This window comes from Methylomonas sp. HW2-6 (assembly GCF_052474525.1).
Map to the genome: position 1 here is coordinate 3,677,735 of NZ_CP184124.1, position 18,237 is coordinate 3,695,971.

At 47.2% G+C, this 18,237-nt stretch carries 14 protein-coding genes and 10 pseudogenes; 19 read left to right on the forward strand and 5 right to left on the reverse strand.

The window, feature by feature from the left end; all coding sequences use genetic code 11:
* Positions 1-104: 104 nt before the first annotated feature.
* From ACH518_RS17675 to ACH518_RS17700, 6 genes and pseudogenes are all read left to right on the forward strand, one after another.
* Positions 105-677: pseudogene (locus ACH518_RS17675) on the forward strand (IS3 family transposase); the annotation flags it as partial.
* 198 nt (positions 678-875) lie between these two features.
* Positions 876-2,489 (forward strand): GMC oxidoreductase, encoded by a 1,614-nt coding sequence (locus ACH518_RS17680; protein ID WP_445371034.1) that lies wholly within the window; start codon positions 876-878, stop codon positions 2,487-2,489.
* Between the two features lie 45 nt (positions 2,490-2,534).
* Positions 2,535-3,146 (forward strand): class I SAM-dependent methyltransferase, encoded by a 612-nt coding sequence (locus ACH518_RS17685; RefSeq protein WP_445371035.1) that lies wholly within the window; start codon positions 2,535-2,537, stop codon positions 3,144-3,146.
* Positions 3,147-3,308: 162 nt separating this feature from the next.
* The gene (locus ACH518_RS17690; protein WP_445371036.1) at positions 3,309-4,049 is read left to right on the forward strand and encodes a class I SAM-dependent methyltransferase; all 741 of its coding nucleotides are present in this window, start codon (positions 3,309-3,311) and stop codon (positions 4,047-4,049) included.
* 13 nt (positions 4,050-4,062) lie between these two features.
* Positions 4,063-4,815, forward strand: a complete 753-nt coding sequence (locus tag ACH518_RS17695) for an SDR family oxidoreductase (protein WP_445371037.1) — start codon at positions 4,063-4,065, stop codon at positions 4,813-4,815.
* Positions 4,816-5,041: 226 nt separating this feature from the next.
* On the forward strand, positions 5,042-6,040 hold the full coding sequence (locus ACH518_RS17700; protein WP_445371038.1) for an IS5 family transposase: 999 nt from the start codon (positions 5,042-5,044) through the stop codon (positions 6,038-6,040).
* Positions 6,041-6,365: 325 nt separating this feature from the next.
* Here ACH518_RS17700 and ACH518_RS17705 read toward each other — a convergent pair whose 3' ends face one another.
* A complete protein-coding gene (locus ACH518_RS17705; protein WP_445371039.1) occupies positions 6,366-6,518 on the reverse strand; it encodes an IS3 family transposase in 153 nt (50 codons plus the stop codon).
* 42 nt (positions 6,519-6,560) lie between these two features.
* Here ACH518_RS17705 and ACH518_RS17710 point away from each other — a divergent pair.
* Positions 6,561-7,648 (forward strand): annotated as a pseudogene (locus ACH518_RS17710) (IS3 family transposase).
* A gap of 297 nt (positions 7,649-7,945) precedes the next feature.
* Here ACH518_RS17710 and ACH518_RS17715 read toward each other — a convergent pair.
* Positions 7,946-9,043: pseudogene (locus tag ACH518_RS17715) on the reverse strand (IS5 family transposase).
* A 115-nt stretch (positions 9,044-9,158) separates the two neighbouring features.
* Here ACH518_RS17715 and ACH518_RS17720 point away from each other — a divergent pair.
* From ACH518_RS17720 to ACH518_RS17775, 12 genes and pseudogenes are all read left to right on the forward strand, one after another.
* A complete protein-coding gene (locus tag ACH518_RS17720; protein WP_445371040.1) occupies positions 9,159-9,281 on the forward strand; it encodes a hypothetical protein in 123 nt (40 codons plus the stop codon).
* A 214-nt stretch (positions 9,282-9,495) separates the two neighbouring features.
* Complete coding sequence (locus ACH518_RS17725; protein ID WP_445371041.1) at positions 9,496-10,365, forward strand: ThiF family adenylyltransferase; 870 nt, start codon at positions 9,496-9,498, stop codon at positions 10,363-10,365.
* Positions 10,366-10,399: 34 nt separating this feature from the next.
* On the forward strand, positions 10,400-11,479 hold the full coding sequence (locus tag ACH518_RS17730; RefSeq protein WP_445371042.1) for a hypothetical protein: 1,080 nt from the start codon (positions 10,400-10,402) through the stop codon (positions 11,477-11,479).
* Positions 11,480-11,530: 51 nt separating this feature from the next.
* Positions 11,531-11,695: pseudogene (locus ACH518_RS17735) on the forward strand (IS3 family transposase); the annotation flags it as partial.
* Positions 11,696-11,803: 108 nt separating this feature from the next.
* Positions 11,804-12,874, forward strand: coding sequence for an IS630 family transposase (locus ACH518_RS17740; protein WP_445371043.1), 1,071 nt, complete (start codon positions 11,804-11,806; stop codon positions 12,872-12,874).
* An 18-nt stretch (positions 12,875-12,892) separates the two neighbouring features.
* Entirely contained in the window at positions 12,893-13,321 is a 429-nt protein-coding gene (locus ACH518_RS17745) for a transposase (RefSeq protein ID WP_445371044.1), read from the forward strand.
* A pseudogene (locus ACH518_RS17750) lies at positions 13,236-13,703 on the forward strand (IS3 family transposase); the annotation flags it as partial. The gene ACH518_RS17745 and the pseudogene ACH518_RS17750, both read left to right, overlap by 86 nt.
* A gap of 65 nt (positions 13,704-13,768) precedes the next feature.
* Positions 13,769-13,846, forward strand: a pseudogene (locus ACH518_RS17755) (hypothetical protein); the annotation flags it as partial.
* A 21-nt stretch (positions 13,847-13,867) separates the two neighbouring features.
* Positions 13,868-14,107 carry an integrase core domain-containing protein gene (locus ACH518_RS17760; RefSeq protein WP_445372959.1) on the forward strand — a complete coding sequence of 80 codons (240 nt, stop codon included), beginning with the start codon at positions 13,868-13,870 and terminating at the stop codon, positions 14,105-14,107.
* A 24-nt stretch (positions 14,108-14,131) separates the two neighbouring features.
* Positions 14,132-14,761, forward strand: a pseudogene (locus ACH518_RS17765) (IS3 family transposase); the annotation flags it as partial.
* Between the two features lie 39 nt (positions 14,762-14,800).
* Positions 14,801-15,118 (forward strand): annotated as a pseudogene (locus ACH518_RS17770) (integrase core domain-containing protein); the annotation flags it as partial.
* Between the two features lie 28 nt (positions 15,119-15,146).
* Positions 15,147-15,330, forward strand: a pseudogene (locus ACH518_RS17775) (integrase core domain-containing protein); the annotation flags it as partial.
* A 201-nt stretch (positions 15,331-15,531) separates the two neighbouring features.
* Here ACH518_RS17775 and ACH518_RS17780 read toward each other — a convergent pair.
* The 3 genes and pseudogenes from ACH518_RS17780 to ACH518_RS17790 all read right to left on the reverse strand — a co-directional run bounded on the left by ACH518_RS17780 (position 15,532) and on the right by ACH518_RS17790 (position 18,199).
* Positions 15,532-16,326 (reverse strand): PEP-CTERM sorting domain-containing protein, encoded by a 795-nt coding sequence (locus tag ACH518_RS17780; RefSeq protein WP_445371045.1) that lies wholly within the window; start codon positions 16,324-16,326, stop codon positions 15,532-15,534.
* Positions 16,327-16,630: 304 nt separating this feature from the next.
* Positions 16,631-17,080 (reverse strand): annotated as a pseudogene (locus ACH518_RS17785) (IS3 family transposase); the annotation flags it as partial.
* Between the two features lie 31 nt (positions 17,081-17,111).
* Positions 17,112-18,199, reverse strand: a protein-coding gene (locus ACH518_RS17790; protein ID WP_445371046.1) for an IS3 family transposase whose coding sequence is annotated in 2 segments (ribosomal slippage) — positions 17,112-17,938 and positions 17,938-18,199 — 1,089 coding nt in all. Because the reading frame shifts where the segments join, the coding sequence is not laid out codon by codon here.
* Positions 18,200-18,237 lie beyond the last annotated feature (38 nt).

The following is an 18,237-nucleotide window of genomic DNA, read 5'->3' on the forward strand; positions in this document are numbered from 1 at the left end:
CTAAAAAATTGAACATTCGGTTAAGTGAAAAGCTCTGCTACTTTTGAACGTCGGCAAAGAGAAAGAAACGGAGCAGAAGATGTCCAAAAAACCGAGAAGAAAACAAGTTTAAGGCCACGACCAACAGCAAGCATAACTTGCCGGTGTTCGATAACTTGCTGCAACAGAATTTTTCGGCCACAGCGCCCAATCAAAAGTGGGCGGGCGATATAACCTATTTATGGACCGAGGACGGCTGGTTATATCTGGCGGTCATCATTGACTTGTTTTCCCGCCAGGTCGCTGGTTGGGCAATGGCCGAACGGATGACCGCCAATCTGGTCTGTGATGCGTTGAACATGGCGATTTTCAGACGTAAACGGCCTAAGGGTGTCATCGTCCACACGGATCGAGGGAGTCAATATTGCTCAAACGCCTACCGGCAATTGCTGGAACAGCACCAATTGCTCGGCAGCATGAGCGCCAAAGGCAACTGCTACGATAATGCCTGTGCCGAGAGCTTCTTTCATTCACTCAAGGTCGAAGCCATTCACGGCGAGCGATTTGATAGTCATGAAGCGATGCGCCAAACGGTATATATCGAAACCGATTACAATCCGGTCAGGCTACATTCAACCAATGGCTTTTTAAGCCCAATGGAATTTGAAACCCAGTTTTATCAATCCCTCGCCTCTTGAACTGTCCATTTTTGATGGTGGGGATCAGTTCCCGGGTTAATCATTTCAATATGAAAGCTTTAACTTAACAGCATTAGGCTATCCTTACGGTGGTCACCCGATGTAAAGTCGGAATTTCGCTTTAAATTCCGGATTTTATGATCAAATAGACGGTGGCACTTCGGTTACTAAATAGAGCGTAAAAACGAGTTAATATTTATGAAAGATTCAGTTCTTAATGATCAGGTTGTCAACCCTTTAGATATTGAGTGGGATTATATTATTGTGGGCACCGGCGTTGGAGGAGCAACACTAGGCTATCGACTCGCTCAAGAAGGGAAAAAAATTCTGTTTTGTGAAAAAGGGCTGTCGTTATTTACTGCCTCTGGAGTTTTTTCAGGAGATTTTGCGGAACAGTTCTTTTTAAATCGGAAGTCTCCTTCCGGGGCAGATTATGATGTGTTAAAGAAATCAGGAAGGTGGGCATCCGAAGTTCGAGATGTTTCTTCAAAAAAGACGAAGAGTTTTGTTCCCTTTATGGGGTCAGGGAGCGGCGGATCTAGCTCACTATACGGCGCTGCAATGGAACGTTTCAGGCCAGAGGATTTTGAAGCTGGCCGTTGGCATGCAGGCGCTGAAGAATCTTCGATTCCTGAAAAATGGCCTATTACTTACGACGAACTCTATCCATACTACGCATTGGCTGAAGATTTATATAGAGTTAGGGGTGATAATATGCATTTTGAGCCCCCCCGGCTTTCTAATGCTAACAAGGAGTTGTATGATTTTCTACAGAAAAAAGGGATGCATCCATATAGATTGCCAGTTGCTTGCGAATTTACCTCCAGAAATTGTAGTACGTGCCAAGGATATCTCTGTTCCGAATCATGTAAAAATGACAGTTCAAGAATTTGTTTGGAACCAGCGCTCACTAGGTACGGAGCAAAATTACTAGATAAGTGTGAAATAAAAAAAATTTTTTCGTCTAAAACCAAAATAACGGAAGTTCTTGCAGAGTGGAATGGTAGACAAATTAGGATTAAAGCGAAGCATTTTGTTTTGGCAGCGGGCGCATTGGCAACCCCTATTATTTTACTCCGTTCAGCCACAGAAAAATATCCAAACGGTTTAGGAAATCGTTCGGGAATGGTAGGAAAAAATTTGATGCGCCACTTTGTTGATATGTATGTTTTTTATTCGGCAACTAAGCCTAAAAAATACGAAAATATAAAGGAAATTGCATTTAATGATTTTTATTGTTCGCAAAAAATTAAACTTGGGACTGTTCAATCATTTGGCTGGATGCCACCTGCCAGTATGCTAGTCGAGACAATTGAACAAGATATACGAAATAGTGGATTTACTTTTGCTGCCTATCTGTATAAAGGGATAAAGCCTATTTTGGTTCCGATTATAGAAGGAATGTTGTGTAACCGTTTAATTCTTGCCTCAACACTTGAAGATTTGCCGTATACAGATAACAGAGTGATACCGGATGAGAATTCGAGTGTCAAGTTTACCTACAAAATCAAAGATTACGACAAAAGACGTATAGAAAAATTCCGAATGGAGTTGAAGCGAGTTTTTAAACCTTTACGCCCTATGCTTATTAAGCAAGCGGAGAATAATGAAAGACTTGCGCATGTATGTGGTACTTGTCGAATGGGAGATGATCCATTAACAAGTGTGGTTGATAAGTTCAATCGCGTTCACGATTTTGATAATTTAACGATTATAGATAGCTCGTTTTTTCCTTCCAGTGGGGGAACAAATCCATCCCTCACTATCGCTGCGAACGCTTTGCGTGTCGCTGATCGTTTGTTGGGTCTGTGATTTTTTTTCATGTATGAGGTTTAAGCATATTAGGAGTTTTTCAAAATGAAAATGAATTTTCTTGAAAAAATGGCGATGAACAATCCAATTCGATTTTATATTCAGCGCTATGTAGAAGCGCCCTTGCTGAAGAAACTTGGAGCAAATGTCGAAGGGCTGGATGTACTGGAAGTGGGCTGCGCCCATGGTGTTGGAACGGAAATACTCTTAAATCAATGGAAAGCAAAGAAAGTGTTTGCCTTTGATTTGGATGAAAGCATGTTAAGTAAAGCAAGAACTAGGTTGGATGAGTTCGGTAGTGATAGATTAGAATTGTTTATTGGCGATGTTACAAACCTGAAACTTTGCGATGATAGTGTGGGCGGAGTGGTTAATTTTGCTGCTATTCATCACGTTCCAGATTGGCGGATTGCTTTGAGCGAGATTCATAGGGTCTTGAAGCCTAGCGGTCAGTTTATTTTTCAAGAAGTTACTGAGCAATGGATAACGCGACTACCCTACAGCGTATTGTTTAAGCATCCAAGGGAAAATCGGTTCTCGGGTAAAATGTTTATTACGGAACTAGAAAGACTAGGGTTTGAAATTGGAGGACGATGGGTTGAGAGGGCGGGAGGAGACTTTATTTTTGGTGTGGCGAAAAAACTTGAAAGTAAATGATAAATGAAGAAGAGTCGATTTGATTGCAACATGAGTCACCTTGTGTGTTCAGTATGTGGTTTTTCAACTGATGACCCTAGGCCACAGGATTTAGGGTCTGTAGGAGGAAATACCCAGCGGTACCTCCATACGCATTTTCCGTTATGGAAGTGCCCTAATTGTTTGAGCATCATAAGCATTCAGCCGGTAGATTTTGAAGATATATACCGAGATTATCCGCTAAACAAGCGGCAGTTGGATGTGTTTGCTAAAGGAACGCTAAAAAACCTTACTTCGCGTTTGTTGAGAGCGGGTGTAAATAAAGTAGACAGTATTCTTGACTTTGGATGCGGAAACGGGATTTACGTCGACTACCTAAAGCAACAGGGTTTTCAGCGGGTTGTGGGGTATGATCCTTATGTTAAAGCATTTGCAAAATTACCGACAGATCAAGCTCCGTTTGATGTCATTGTTAATAACGATACGTTGGAGCACTGTGATGATATATATAAATTGATCGAGTTGAATCTTGATCTTTTGAGATCCAAAGGACTTTTGTATATTGGCACTGCTGATTCTGAGCCTGTGGACATGGAGGATCTGGAGTCTCATGTTATGCGACTTCACCAGCCGTATCATCGTATTATTATTACCGAATCAGTACTGCATGAGATTGTCAATCATTACGATGTTACTTTAGTTGCTCATTACCGTCGTTCGTATCACGATACACTCAGGCCCTTTTCTAACTACCGTTTCCTTGATGAGCTCAATAAAGTCCTTGACCATAACCTCGATCGAGCGATGAGTGAGAGAGAGACTACCCGTGCGTTTTTACGGAACCCAAATTTGTGGTTTTTTGCGTTATTTGGTTATTGGTTTCCTTCCGCCGCCGAACCCGCGATTATTGTCAGAAAAAATTAGTCTTGGTGGTTGAATGAAAATAGAAGGTAACACTGTGCTGATAACTGGTGGAGCATCCGGTCTGGGTTTGGCTTTAGCTAAAGCTCTATTTAAATTGAATAATACGGTAATTATTGCCGGCCGTGATGAAAAAAAATTACGCCAAATGAAAGATACGCTTCCAGGAGTTCACTGCATACAGTGCGACATTTGCCAAGATAGTGAGCGAAAAAAACTTATAAATGAAATGAGGAGTCAGTTTCCTGAGTTGAACATTATTATAAACAACGCGGGAGTTGCGTTTTTTAGTGATTTAATGGATGAAAACTCCTATCAAAACGTAGTAAAAGAGATGGAGACGAATTTCCTTGCTCCACTCAGGTTAACGCAGTTATTCTCAGAACATTTAAAAAAACGGCCTTATTCAGCGATCGTAAATATTGGATCTGCGGCAGCTTTCTTGCCTTTGGCTGTAATGCCGGGATATAGCGCCTCGAAAGCTGCATTACATTCGTTTTCGCTATCGCTTAGCCATCAGCTAAGACATACGAAAATTCAAGTGATTGAGGTGTTGTTACCGCCGATAGATACGCACATGGTTATGGATTTTAAGATGAAAAAACTATCTCCGGATAAAGCGGCATCCGATATTATTAACGGCTTGAAGAGAGGGCGTTTGTTTATGTCGGTGGGGCAAGTAAATCTACTATTTTGGGCGTTTCGCTTTTTTCATGAGAAAATAGCAGTAGTTGTGAACCGAATGGCTGAAAACGCATTAAATAGGTAGAGAAGGTGGACAAGCTGAGAACGTGCTAAGCGCTTGGCAAAAGTTAACGTGAATCGCGCCGTTTTTTCGGAGGCTCCGGCCTTTGAGGTAATTCATTGGTCTAATAAAACTGGACACCGGAATAGAGAGCCGGCCCCAAAAAATTGAACATTCGGTTAAGGAACCTCTGATTAATTACCTGCGAGCGATATAATTCAACAAGAGCTTTGTTTTCGAGATGACGCCCATGGAACAGTATCAACAGCTCAGTTTTGCCGATGTCGAATACACCAATAAAGGCAAACTCACCCGGCGGGAAAAGTTTCTGAACCAACTCGAAGAATTGTTGCCCTGGTCAGTCATGCGAGCGGTGATTGAACCGCATTACGCATCCGGCCAAGGACGTGGTCGCAAGCCGTTTGCCTTGAATGCCATGCTGCATGTGCACGTGGCCCAGATTGTCTACAACTATTCGGATCCGGGCATGGAAGACGCGTTGTACGAAATTGAATCGCTACGGCGCTTTTGCGGTATTCGCCTGGAAGCGGTGCCCGATGAAAGTACCATTTTGCAGTTCCGCCATCTGTTGGAAGCCCACGGATTAACCGAACAGATTTTCGCAGCCATCAACCAAACGCTGGGGGAACGCGGCCTGTTTTTAAGAGCCGGCACCATCGTCGACGCCAGCCTGATTGCCGCGCCGACCTCGACCAAAAACCAAGACAAAGCGCGTGACCCGGAGATGCATTCGAGCAAGAAAGGCAACCAATGGTTTTTCGGCAGCAAATTTCACATTGGCGTCGATAGCGAAACCGGCTTGGTGCATACCCTCACAGTTACCTCTGGCAATGTCAGTGACGTGGCCGAAGCCGCCAAGCTGCTGCACGGCGAAGAACAATTCGTGCAGGGCGACGCCGGCTATCAAGGCTTGGACAAGCGCCCCGAGATGCCGACCGAAAATCCACCCGCGAGTGTCATTGCGATGCGCCCTGGCAAGCTGGCCAAGTTAACTCAGGACGATAGCGAAGAAGTCCGGCAATTGCGCGAGGCAGCCCGCGAACTGGCCAGCCGCCGGGCCAAAGTCGAGCACGTGTTTCGGGACATTAAAGTCCGATTTGGTTACGCCAAGAATCGCTATCGCGGTTTAGCCAAAAACGCCGCCCGATTAACCTTTTTGACCGCGATTGCGAATGTGTTGCGCGGTGATGCGTATGAACGTCGCTGCCTCATTGCGTCTGTAATTTGAACATGGGCCCAGAAAAGGGCTTGTTTTAGAGAGCAACCGGCTGTTTTGGCGAAAATACGCTCGATTATTGAAATTTTTGCCTCATCTTAGAAATTTCTGTTGCTCAAAACGGCTGTTTTTCAGAGGTTCCTTAAGTGAAAAGCCCTGCTACTTTTGAACATCCGCAAGGAGAAAGAAACGGAGCAGAAGATGTCCAAAAAACCGAGAAGAAAACATTCATCGGCCTTCAAGGCCAAAGTCGCTTCGGCGGCCCTGGCGGGCGATAAAACCCTGGCGCAGTTGACCCAGGAATTTGTGTAATGGTCAACAAAAACCGGACACCTGTTTAGGCAGCGTCTCTCGAAAATTCCCGCTCGAATTCGATCGGGGATTGATAGCCCAATGTTGAATGCGATCGACGGCCGTTGTAAAAAGCCAAATAGTCGATCACGCTCAGTTTTGCCGCCTCTTGGGGTAATCCCCCTAAAAAAAGCAGCACTTAAAAGTAGAATTTTCTCGTAACAGACGGAGGAAGTTTTACATGAAGACCTCACGATTTAGTGGCAGTCAGATTCTGGCGATTTTGAAGCAAGCGGAAGCGGGCACGCCAGTACCGGAGATCTGCCGCGAACACGGCATCAGTTCCGCGACGTTTTACAAATGGCGTTCCAAATAGGGCGGCATGGATGCGTCCTTGATGGCGCGCCTGAAAGAACTGGAAGACGAAAACCGGCGGCTGAAGAAAATGTACGCCGAGGAACGCTTGAAGGCCGAAATCATCAAGGAAGCCCTGGAAAAAAAGGTCTAACGCCATCTTGCCGCCGCGAGATGGCGCAACTCATGATTCAGGCCAAGCGGGCCAGTCTTCGGTTAGTGTGTTCGGCTTTAGGCATCAGCTCCAGCGGTTATCGCTATCAGTCAAAGCTCTCGACTGAAAACACCGAGATTGCCGGCTGGCTGCTACGCCTGACCGATACCCATCTCACCTGGGGATTTGGATTATGCTACTTGTATTTGCGCAACGTGAAAGACTTTCGCTGGAATCACAAACGGGTCTATCGGATTTATCGAGAGTTGGAACTCAACCTGCGCATCAAGCCCAAGAAGCGTTTAGTGCGGGAAACACCGCAGCCCTTGACCGTCCCGCAGCGGATCAACGCCGTTTGGTCGATGGATTTCATGCATGATCAACTGGCTGATGGGCGCGCGTTCCGCTTGCTCAATGTCATTGATGACTTTAATCGGGAAGGCTTAGGCATTGAAGTGGATTTCTCGTTACCGGCTTTGCGGGTCACCCGCACCTTGGATCGCATCATTGAATGGCGGGGCAAACCCGAGTCGATCCGCTGTGACAATGGACCGGAATATATCAGCGAAACGTTAAAAACGTGGGCTGAGCAACAGCGTATTCGGATTGACTATATCCAACCGGGCAACCCGCAACAGAATGCCTACGTTGAACGCTACAACCGAACGGTGCGCTACGAATGGCTGGCCCAGTACCTATTTGAATCGATCGGGCAGGTTCAGGATTTTGCCGAACGCTGGTTATGGACCTACAATCATGAACGGCCCAATATGGCCATCGGCGGAATGACGCCCAAACAAAAACTAGCGTTGGCCGCTTAACCTCTACTTTTAGACTCTGCTCAAAATGGGGGGATTACCTTTGCACGCTGCCTTTGAAGGCGCAGAGCACGAATGAAACCGACACAGTAAAGGTAAGCACGCGTTGCCGGGTAAAGGCTTGGTCGTGAGTCCGATGCGCGGTGATGAAATCGGGCGAGTGGAGAAGCTTTGAAAGATGGGCAAGAATGCTGGCATGGATACTGCTAAGTCGGCTTCATTGGTTTATCCTTGTTTTTCAAGATTTTACATACAAGATTATAACACGAGTTGCTTAACTTAACGGCATTGCACCTCGCCCTAGGTAGGCGTAGCCCACGCCGGTTTCGGCGTGAATACCAGTAAATTCAGCAGCCGTGTCAGGTTGTACGCGGCAAAGCAAAATAAGGCTTGGCCTGCCACTTTGGCTAAACCCATGTGGCGGGTTTTACGCAGGCCTCCGACCGTCTTGATCCAGCCGAAGGCCTCTTCGACGATTTTGCGGCGCTTGAGGCTTTGGGCATAGCCTTTGCCGCGAGCGGTGCGGCCATCGATGGCACTGCCGGTCTTTTTGCGGGCCACATGGGCTTTGATGTCTCGTGCTTTGAGCCCGCTGACGAACGCCGCTTGGTCGTAGCCTTTGTCGGCACCGACGCTGCCGCCTTTGGGCACGCGGCGTTTGATCATTTTTTGGGCGGCTTCGATTTCGGGGGTGCCGGTGGCTTGGGTGGTTTCGACATCGACAATCAGGCCGTTACGGTTCTCGGACAGGGCATGGGTGATGTAGCGCAGTTTGGCCTCGGTGTATTCGCCTTTCTTGTAGAGCCGCGCTTCCGGGTCTGTCGTGCTTTGGTGGGTGGCGTTGCTGCGCTTTTCGCCGCTGAAGTCGACCTCAGGATTGCGGCCGGCGGGCTTGTCCGGACCGCTACCGTCTTTATTAACGAAGCTTTTGTGCGAGGCCCAGGCTTCGATTAGGCTGCCGTCGACACTGAAGTGTTCGTCGGACACCAGGTTTTGCCATTCCGCTATGGCCAGCACTCGGGTGAAAAATTCGCGGCTGAGGGATTCGGACAATAGGCGCTCGCGGTTGGCGCTGAATACCGTGCGTTCCCAGACAGTATCGTCAATACCCAGACCCACAAACCAGCGAAACAGCAGGTTGTAGTCCAGTTGTTCCATCAACTGTCGCTCACTGCGAACGGTATAGAGCACTTGCAACAGCAAGGCCCGCAACAGTTTTTCAGGGGCAATCGACGGGCGACCGGTGTGGGAGTAACGCTCGGCGAACACGGCATCCATTTAGGCCAAGATGCCATCGACCAATAGCCGTAAGCGGCGTAGCGGATGCTGTTTGGGTATGCGTTCTTCCAGGCTGACATAGCTGAACCAGCTGTGTTGGATGGCATCGTGTCCGCGCATTGGGGCATCTCCAAATTTAGGTAGCCTATTTTAACCGGTACCAGCCGTTATCGGTCTCGGATTGCTTGGCTTTGGGAGTTTTTCACCAGCCTGCTAACCGTTGAAACTCGAATTCATGACTGATTTCAACGCGAAAAAATCACGAGAACCGTGGGCAAGGAAAAAATATGCGCGAGTTTTTCACCAGCCTGTTAAGGACGGCAATGAAGTAGAAACCATCGATCAGATCGCCGCTTGATCAATGCCTGAACACCAGATTTCACAATAGCTCCCTGAAAATTTGCTAAAAATCGGGCAGCGTCTCAAATTTTTAGTTGAACCGCTGCTATAAGGGAGCTGATCGATATTGCAAGCCAAACTCAGGGAGTCCATTTGGGATCAATTAGAAAAATCCGATTGACAGTATAGCAAACTACTTAGTACAACCTCAGACCGCAATCAGGAGTAAATTAATGACGGAATTCAATTTCGAACAGGCTTTTTCCCGTAATATTGGCTGGATCACAAAAGATGAACAGGCAATACTTCGCAGCAAGAAAATTGCAATAGCTGGCTTGGGTGGAGTTGGAGGCAGCCATTTGCTCACGCTGACTAGGCTGGGCATAGGCAAGTTCCATATCGCCGATTTCGACAAATTTGAACTTGCCAACTTCAACCGCCAAGTGGGGGCTACCATCTCACACTTAAATCATCCTAAGACGGACATAATGGCTGCCATGGCGCTTGATATCAACCCTGAGTTGACTATCCAGAAATTTCCAGATGGAGTTACTTATAATAATCTTGCCAATTTCTTTAGTGGTGTAGATTTATACGTTGATTCTCTCGATTTTTTTGCTTTTGAGGCAAGAGAAATGGTATTTGCCTACTGTGCCGAACACAAAATTCCAGCCATTACCGCAGCGCCACTCGGCATGGGCGTCGCACTACTAAACTTTATGCCCAATAAAATGACATTTGAGCAATACTTCAAACTTAACGGGAAGTCCTCAATCGATAAAATACTTCATTTCTTGTTGGGGCTTTCTCCAGCTATGTTGCAGCGCAGATACCTGATAGACCAAAACTCGGTTGACTTATTAAATCATCGAGGCCCCTCTACGCCTATGGCATGTGAGTTATGCGCAGGTGTTGTGGCAACTCAAGCCTTGAAAATATTATTGGGTCGAGGAAAGGTTTTGGCCGCCCCGAAAGGGCTTCATTTCGACGCTTACAGCAATAGGTTGGTTACTACTTGGCGTCCAGGGGGTAATGGCAATCCATTTCAAAAACTAGGCATCTCAATAGCTAAGAAACAATTTATTAAAATGCGTCGGGAATAATATTTTCTCCGCCGCTTATTGGCAGATAACGATAATGGAAAAGAAAAAAATAGCGAAGATCTTGGAAGCCGCTATATTGGCTCCATCTGGGGATAATACTCAACCTTGGCAATTCAGTATAGCAGAAGATTATTCAGGTCTAGTTCTATACAATCTTCCGGAAAAAGATTATTCGTATTATAATTACCAACAAGTTGCATCCTATATTTCGCATGGTGCCGTGATAGAAAACATTGCTATTGCGGCTCGACATTTGGGCTTATCGGCGGACATTGGATTATTCCCAAACCCAAGCAACGCTAATCAGATTGCCAATATTAATTTATCCGGCCAAGCACAAGTCCCTGATCCCCTATACGAAGCCATATTTAACCGCTCAACGAACAGATTTAAATATCGATCAGCCAGATCTACGATTTTTGACTTAAATTTATTAAAGGAATCGATAGTAGCCATACCAGAGGCTTCTGGCCATTTTGCGACATCTTCAAATACTATCAAAAAACTGGCAAAAGTGCTCATGATAAACGATGCTTTGGCATTCGAATGCCAGGAAATTCACGAGTTTTTATTCAAACAAATACGCTGGAACCAAAAACAGATTAACGAAAACTGTGACGGTATGCCTTTGGATGCATTAGGTTTAAATTTGATCGAGAAGCTCATATTTCCTTTGATGCGCTTTTGGAAATTCGTTGTATTCGGCAATCGTTTAGGATTATCGAAAATGATTGGCCTAAAGTGCTGGTACAATTTGCACGATGTCGACCTAATAGGTATGGTTTGTGTCAAAAATGCTGACAGAGCAGGTTTTATTCATGCTGGCAGAGCCATGCAGAGGATTTGGTTAGAGGCTACCAGACAAAGCTTGAGCTTTCAGCCGATTGTTGGCTTACCTTTGCTTTTTTATCGCAGCAAACGAGAGGGGCTCAACATTTTTCCAGAGAGGCGCCAGAAGCAAATAGTGCACGCCGAAACCGAATTAAGAAACTTATTCGAAATTGATTCTTCTGAAGAATTAATTATTGGCTTTAGAATTGGGAGAGCCCTGAAAAGAGGAAGCAGGACGCCAAGGATTGAGCCGGCCCAAAAAATTGAACATTCGGTTAAGTGAAAAACCCTGCTACTTTTGAACGTCCGCAAGGAGAAAGAAACGGAGCAGAAGATGTCCAAAAAACCGAGAAGAAAACATTCAGCGGCCAAAGTCGCTTTGGCCGCTTTGGCGGGCGATAAAACTCTGGCCCAGTTGACCCAGGAATACGAGGTACATCAAAATCAAATTGTCGATTGGAAAAAACAACTGACAGAGCGGGCGGCCGAGGTTTTTGGGAAATCCGCTGAAATGGTCCAATAACCCCGGACACTTCTAAAGGCAGAATTTATACTGCTAGTGTCTAATTACATAAATAGATTTAGTTATTAGGTTAAACTAGGAGGCATGCCCAGAAAAGCCCCGGAAATCAAACTAAGCGATGCGGAAAAAGCGCATCTGGAAAAATTATCGCGCAGTCATAGCGCCGAAAGACGCATGGTCGAGCGCGCCACGATTTTGTTAGCCTGCGCAGAAGGTAAGCAAAACCAACAGATTGCCAGCGAGCTGGGTATGTCCACGGTTCGTGTTGGCAAATGGCGCAGTCGTTTTGCCCTACAAGGCTTATCGGGCTTGCATGATGAGCAGCGTCCCGGTAAGCCAGTGATACACGATGCGGCATTTAGAAACAAACTGTTGTCGCAACTGGATAAAACACCGCCCGAAGGTCTGGCACGCTGGGACTGCCCGACCTTGGCGGAACTATTGAATGTCAGTCAAGCGGCCGTATGGCGGGTCCTCAGAAAAGAAGGCATCCACCTGCATCGTGCGCGGAGTTGGTGTATTAGTACCGATCCTGAATTTACCGAGAAAGCGGCGGACATTGTCGGCCTCCACCTCAATCCACCGCTGAACGCCTTGGTATTGAGCGTCGATGAAAAACCCAGCATTCAGGCGCTTGAACGCAAGAGCGGTTATGTGCAAACGCGCGATAAGGCTTGGGTTAAGGCCTATAAGAGCACCTATAAGCGGCACGGGACTCTGAATTTATTTGCCGCCCTGAACGTGGCGACCGGCGAAATCAAAGGCCAAACCACACAGACTAAAACACGCGACGACTTTCGGCAGTTCATGGCGGCCATTATCGAAGACGAACCGCCGCATCGCGAGATTCATGTGATCTTGGATAACTACTGCACCCATAAGCGTAATGAGGATTGGCTGGCTAGCTGCGGTCGTCCTGTGTCTTTTCATTACACGCCCACTTCGGCAAGCTGGCTCAATCAAATCGAAATCTGGTTTGGCATCTTGTCACGCAAAGCGCTCAAGCAGGCTAGCTTTACAAGCACCGATGATCTCAAAAATACGATTGAGGCATTTATCAAGCGGCACAATGAGCGCGCTCAACCGTTCAAATGGCGAAAACGTGAAGTCAAAGGAGCACAGATTAAAAATACAATAACTAACTTACGAAATTAAACACTAGCAGAGGTGACCATGCATAACGACAAAAAACACAATCGACCCAAATATAGCCTTGAGTTCAAGCAAGATGCTACGAAGCTGGTTTTGGAAAAAGGCTACAGTCAGCAGCAAGCGGCCGATCATCTGGGCATATCGCAAAGCGCCCTAGGACGCTGGGTACGAGCGGAACGCAAGCCTTCGGCGAACGAATCTACGCTAAAAAAATCTTGCCTGAATCTGGGGGATCATGACGAATTGATCCGATTGCGCCAGGAAAACGAACAACTGCGGATGGAGCGCGAGATATTAAAAAAGGCCGCCGTCTTCTTTGCGAAAGAAGCCGAATACCCACAGGGCACAAGTAAAGTACGGATTTATTCAGGCGCAACAGAAGACGTATCCCGTGACCGTGCTGTGTCGAGTGATGCAGGTGAGCACCAGTGCTTATTATGCTTGGTGTAACAGTCCGACAGACGAAGACAAAAAACATCAAGATCAACAGCTTGCCGATAGCGTGCGGCAGCTTTTTACCGACAACAAGCAGTGCTTTGGTTCGCGTCGTGTAGCGGATCGATTGCAGAAACAAGGTTTTGCCGTCGGCCGCTTCAAAACGCGGCGGATCATGCGCGATTTAAAATTACAGGTCCGCTATCCCAAACGATTTAAAGTGACCACGGACAGTAAACACAATGAGGCCATATCCCCGAATCGGCTGGATCGGCAATTCAAGGTCGCTCAGCCAAATCAAGTGTGGACCACGGATATTACCTATGTCTGGACGTTACAGGGCTGGCTTTATGTCGCGGTCGTTATCGATCTGTTCTCCCGGCAAGTGGTGGGCTGGGCGATTGACGACCACATACCCACAGGGCACAAGTGCGGACCTCGCTCTGTGTCAACGCATTACAAATGGCCTCCTGGCGCCGCAAACCGCCGCCGGGTCTGCTGCATCATTCGGATCGTGGCAGCCAGTATGCCAGTCGGGAATATCGCCAGCATTTAGCAGTGATGAAGATGGAACAGAGCATGAGCCGAAAAGGCAATTGCTGGGATAATTCGCCGACAGAACGCTTTTTCCGTAGCTTGAAACATGAACAGCTCAACTACGAAAAATTCAAAACCCAGGAAGCGGCGAAACTGAGCGTGATCGACTATTTGGCTTTTTACAACGGTCGTCGATCGCACTCAACATTGGGCTATCAATCCCCGATCGAATTCGAGCGGGACTTTTCGAAAAACGCTGCCTAAACAGGTGTCCGGTTTTTGTTGACCATTACATACTTGTATTTGCGCAACGTGAAAGACTTTCGCTGGAATCACAAACGGGTCTATCGGATTTATCGAGAGTTGGAACTCAGCCTGCGCATCAAGCCCAAGAAGCGTTTAGTGCGGGAAACACCGCAGCCCTTGACCGTCCCGCAGCGGATCAACGCCGTTTGGTCGATGGATTTCATGCATGATCAACTGGCTGATGGGCGCGCGTTCCGCTTGCTCAATGTCATTGATGACTTTAATCGGGAAGGCTTAGGTATTGAAGTGGATTTCTCGTTACCGGCTTTGCGGGTCACCCGCACCTTGGATCGCATCATTGAATGGCGGGGCAAACCCGAGTCGATCCGCTGTGACAATGGGCCGGAATATATTAGCGAAACGTTAAAAACCTGGGCTGAGCAACACGGTGTGCGGATCGACTATATCCAGCCGGGCAACCCACAACAGAATGCCTACGTTGAACGCTACAACCGAACGGTGCGCTACGAATGGCTGGCCCAGTACCTATTTGAATCGATCGGGCAGGTTCAAGATTTTGCTGAACGCTGGTTGTGGACCTACAATCATGAACCGCCCAACATGGCCATCGGGGGCATTACGCCAAAACAAAAATTGGCGCTTGCCGCTTAACCTCTACTTTTAGACTCTGCTCAAAATGGGGGGATTACCCCGCCACCTGGTCTGCTGCATCACTCGGATCGTGGTAGTCAGTATGCGAGTCGAGAATATCGCCAACATCTGGCCAAGATGCGCATGGAGCAAAGCATGAGCCGAAAAGGCAATTGCTGGGACAATTCGCCGACGGAACGCTTTTTCCGTAGCTTGAAGCATGAACAGCTCAACTACGAAAAATTCAAAACCCAAGAGGCGGCAAAACTGAGCGTGATCGACTATTTGGCTTTTTACAACGGCCGTCGATCGCATTCAACATTGGGCTATCAATCCCCGATCGAATTCGAGCGGGAATTTTCGAGAGACGCTGCCTAAACAGGTGTCCGGTTTTTGTTGACCATTACATGCCTACGTGGAGCGCTACAACACGAACCGTGCGTTACGAATGGCTGGCTCAGTACCTATTTGAATCGATCGGGCAGGTTTAGGATTTTGCCGAGCGCTGGTTGTGGACCCGCAATCATGAACGGCCCAACATGGCCATCGGCGGAATGACGCCCAAACAAAAACTAGCGTTGGCCGCATAACCTCTGCTTTTAGGCTCTGCTTATAATAGGGGGATTGCCCATCAGCTTAACAGGCGGGGTTCCGAATAGGCTATATGGGTATTCGGATTTCGAGGCTGATTTGCGGCACGTTCAGTTTTAGAGGGCATAACCACGGATACATCAAAAAGAAAAGCGCTCTGATGAGCGCTTTTCAAAATCTAGCCGACCCTTAAGAAAGGACTAAATTGTTTTTCTGCGGGAAAAGCTGGCACCAACTAAGCCTAAGCCTAAAAGCGCCACCGTGCTTGGCTCTGGTACTGTTTTGATTGCTCCAATCGTCAAGTCAACATCTGTTGTTCCGCCGTCTACGTTGAAGATGGCTTCAATAGCGCTTAAATGCGTTAAATCAACATCGCCGTTACATGTTACGCTATTAACATAACCAGAAGGTGTGTTAAAATTACCGGTGCCGCATAAGCCGTTGCTTTGTGCATTATCAAATAACGAGAAGGCTATTTGTGTTGAATGTGCGCCAGCGTTAGAGGCAAGGTTATATATAGTAAATCTGCCGCTTGTGTCGTACAAACCAATGCTAAAGTTGAATCCCAAATCAGCAGCCAATACGTCAAAGACAAACGCATTGCCCAGATTGTATATGTTTCCTAGGTCGGTAGTTGTGCTGAGGCTGCTGCTGTTATCCTGACCGTCCCACTGAACAATACCGGTTCCTTTTACGCCGGAACCGTTGTTAAATGATAGAAAGCCATTGCCTACGGACATGGAGGTGGTGTTGTCCAGCAGTGAATTTGACAACATGTCTGCTTTCAGGTCTCTGTAGCTGCCTAAAATCGATGCGAAAGGCCCACTCTCGACAAAGTTAGTTGCGTTGTCGGCGGTAGCGCCTACGGTGGTGTCTGAAACAGTGGTGACTCCTGCAGGCTCTGAAAACAGATCGATATAACCACTAGCAGCGTGAGCTACAGAACTTGCAGAAAGCGCGATTGTTGCACTCAATATTTTTGTATGTAATTTCATAAAATAAACTCCAGTAAAGATAAGGCTCGGGTTCAACAAGAGATCTGCTGATTGCGAAGAAATAAAAGCAATATGCGGGCCATGATTTATAACATATTGATTATTAACATGTAACGTAAAATGCTCGAGTGGTTTTCATCTTGCTTGTGTAAAAAATGCTGACATCTCGTTGCATGACAAGGCGTTATTGTATAAAACTGAATCGCCCCGGTTTTCTCGGAGGCTCCAACCATTGAGAGAATGGAGCCATGCAAGATAGAGCCGGCCCCAAAAAATTTGATCCCCACCATCAAAAATGGACAGTTCAAGAAGCAAGGGATTGATAAAACTGGGTTTCAAATTCCATTGGGCTTAAAAAGCCATTGGTTGAATGTAGCCTAACCGGATTGTAATCGGTTTCGATATATTCAAATACCGTTTGGCGCATCGCTTCATGGCTATCAAATCGCTCGCCGTGAATGGCTTCGACCTTGAGTGAATGAAAGAAGCTCTCGGCACAGGCATTCTCGTAGCAGTTGCCTTTGGCGCTCATGCTGCCGAGCAATTGGTGCTGCTCCAGCAATTGCCGGTAGGCGTTTGAGCAATATAGACTCCCTCGATCCGTGTGAACGATGACACCCTTAGGCCGTTTGCGTCTGAAAATCGCCATGTTCAACGCATCACAGACCAGATTGGCGGCCATCCGTTCGGCCATTGCCCAACCAGCGACCTGGCGGGAAAACAAGTCTATGATGACCGCCAGATATGGTAATCCCCCCATTTTGAGCAGAGTCTAAAAGTAGAGGTTAAGCGGCTATCGCTAGTTTTTGTTTTGGCGTAATGCCCCCGATGGCCATGTTGGGCGATTCATGATTGTAGGTCCACAACCAGCGTTCAGCAAAATCTTGAACCTGTCCGATCGATTCAAATAGGTATTGGGCGAGCCATTCGTAACGCACCGTTCGGTTGTAGCGTTCAACGTAGGCATTCTGTTGCGGGTTGCCTGGTTGGATATAGTCAATCCGAATACGCTGTTGTTCAGCCCACGTTTTTAACGTTTCGCTGATATATTCCGGTCCATTGTCACAGCGGATCGACTCGGGTTTGCCCCGCCATTCAATGATGCGATCCAAGGTGCAGGTGACCCGCAAAGCCGGTAACGAGAAATCCACTTCAATGCCTAAGCCTTCCCGATTAAAGTCATCAATGACATTGAGCAAGCGGAACGCGCGCCCATCAGCCAGTTGATCATGCATGAAATCCATCGACCAAACGGCGTTGATCCGCTGCGGGACGGTCAAGGGCTGCGGTGTTTCCCGCACTAAACGCTTCTTGGGCTTGATGCGCAGGTTGAGTTCCAACTCTCGATAAATCCGATAGACCCGTTTGTGATTCCAGCGAAAGCCTTTTACGTTGCGCAAATACAAGTAGCATAATCCAAATCCCCAGGTGCGGTGGGTGTCGGTCAGACGTAGCAGCCAGTCGGCAATTTCGGCGTTTTCTGTCGAAAGCTTAGACTGATAGCGATAACCGCTCTGGCTGATACCTAAAGCCGAACACACCAAGCGAAGACTGGCGCGTTTGATCTGACTCATGGCGTACGCCATCTCGCGTCGGCAAGATGGCGTTAGGCCTTTTTTTCTAATGCTTCCTTGATGATTTCGGCCTTTAGGCGTTCTTCGGCGTACATTTTCTTCAGCCGACGGTTTTCGTCTTCCAACTCTTTTAGGCGAGCCATCAGGGACGCATCCATACCGCCGTACTTGGAGCGCCATTTGTAAAACGTGGCAGAGCTAACGCCGTGTTCACGGCAGATCTCCGGCACCGGCGTACCGGCTTCGGCTTGCTTCAAAATCGCCAGAATCTGGCTGTCACTGAATCTTGAGGTCTTCATGTAAAACTTCCTTCGTCTGTTACGAGAAAATTCTACTT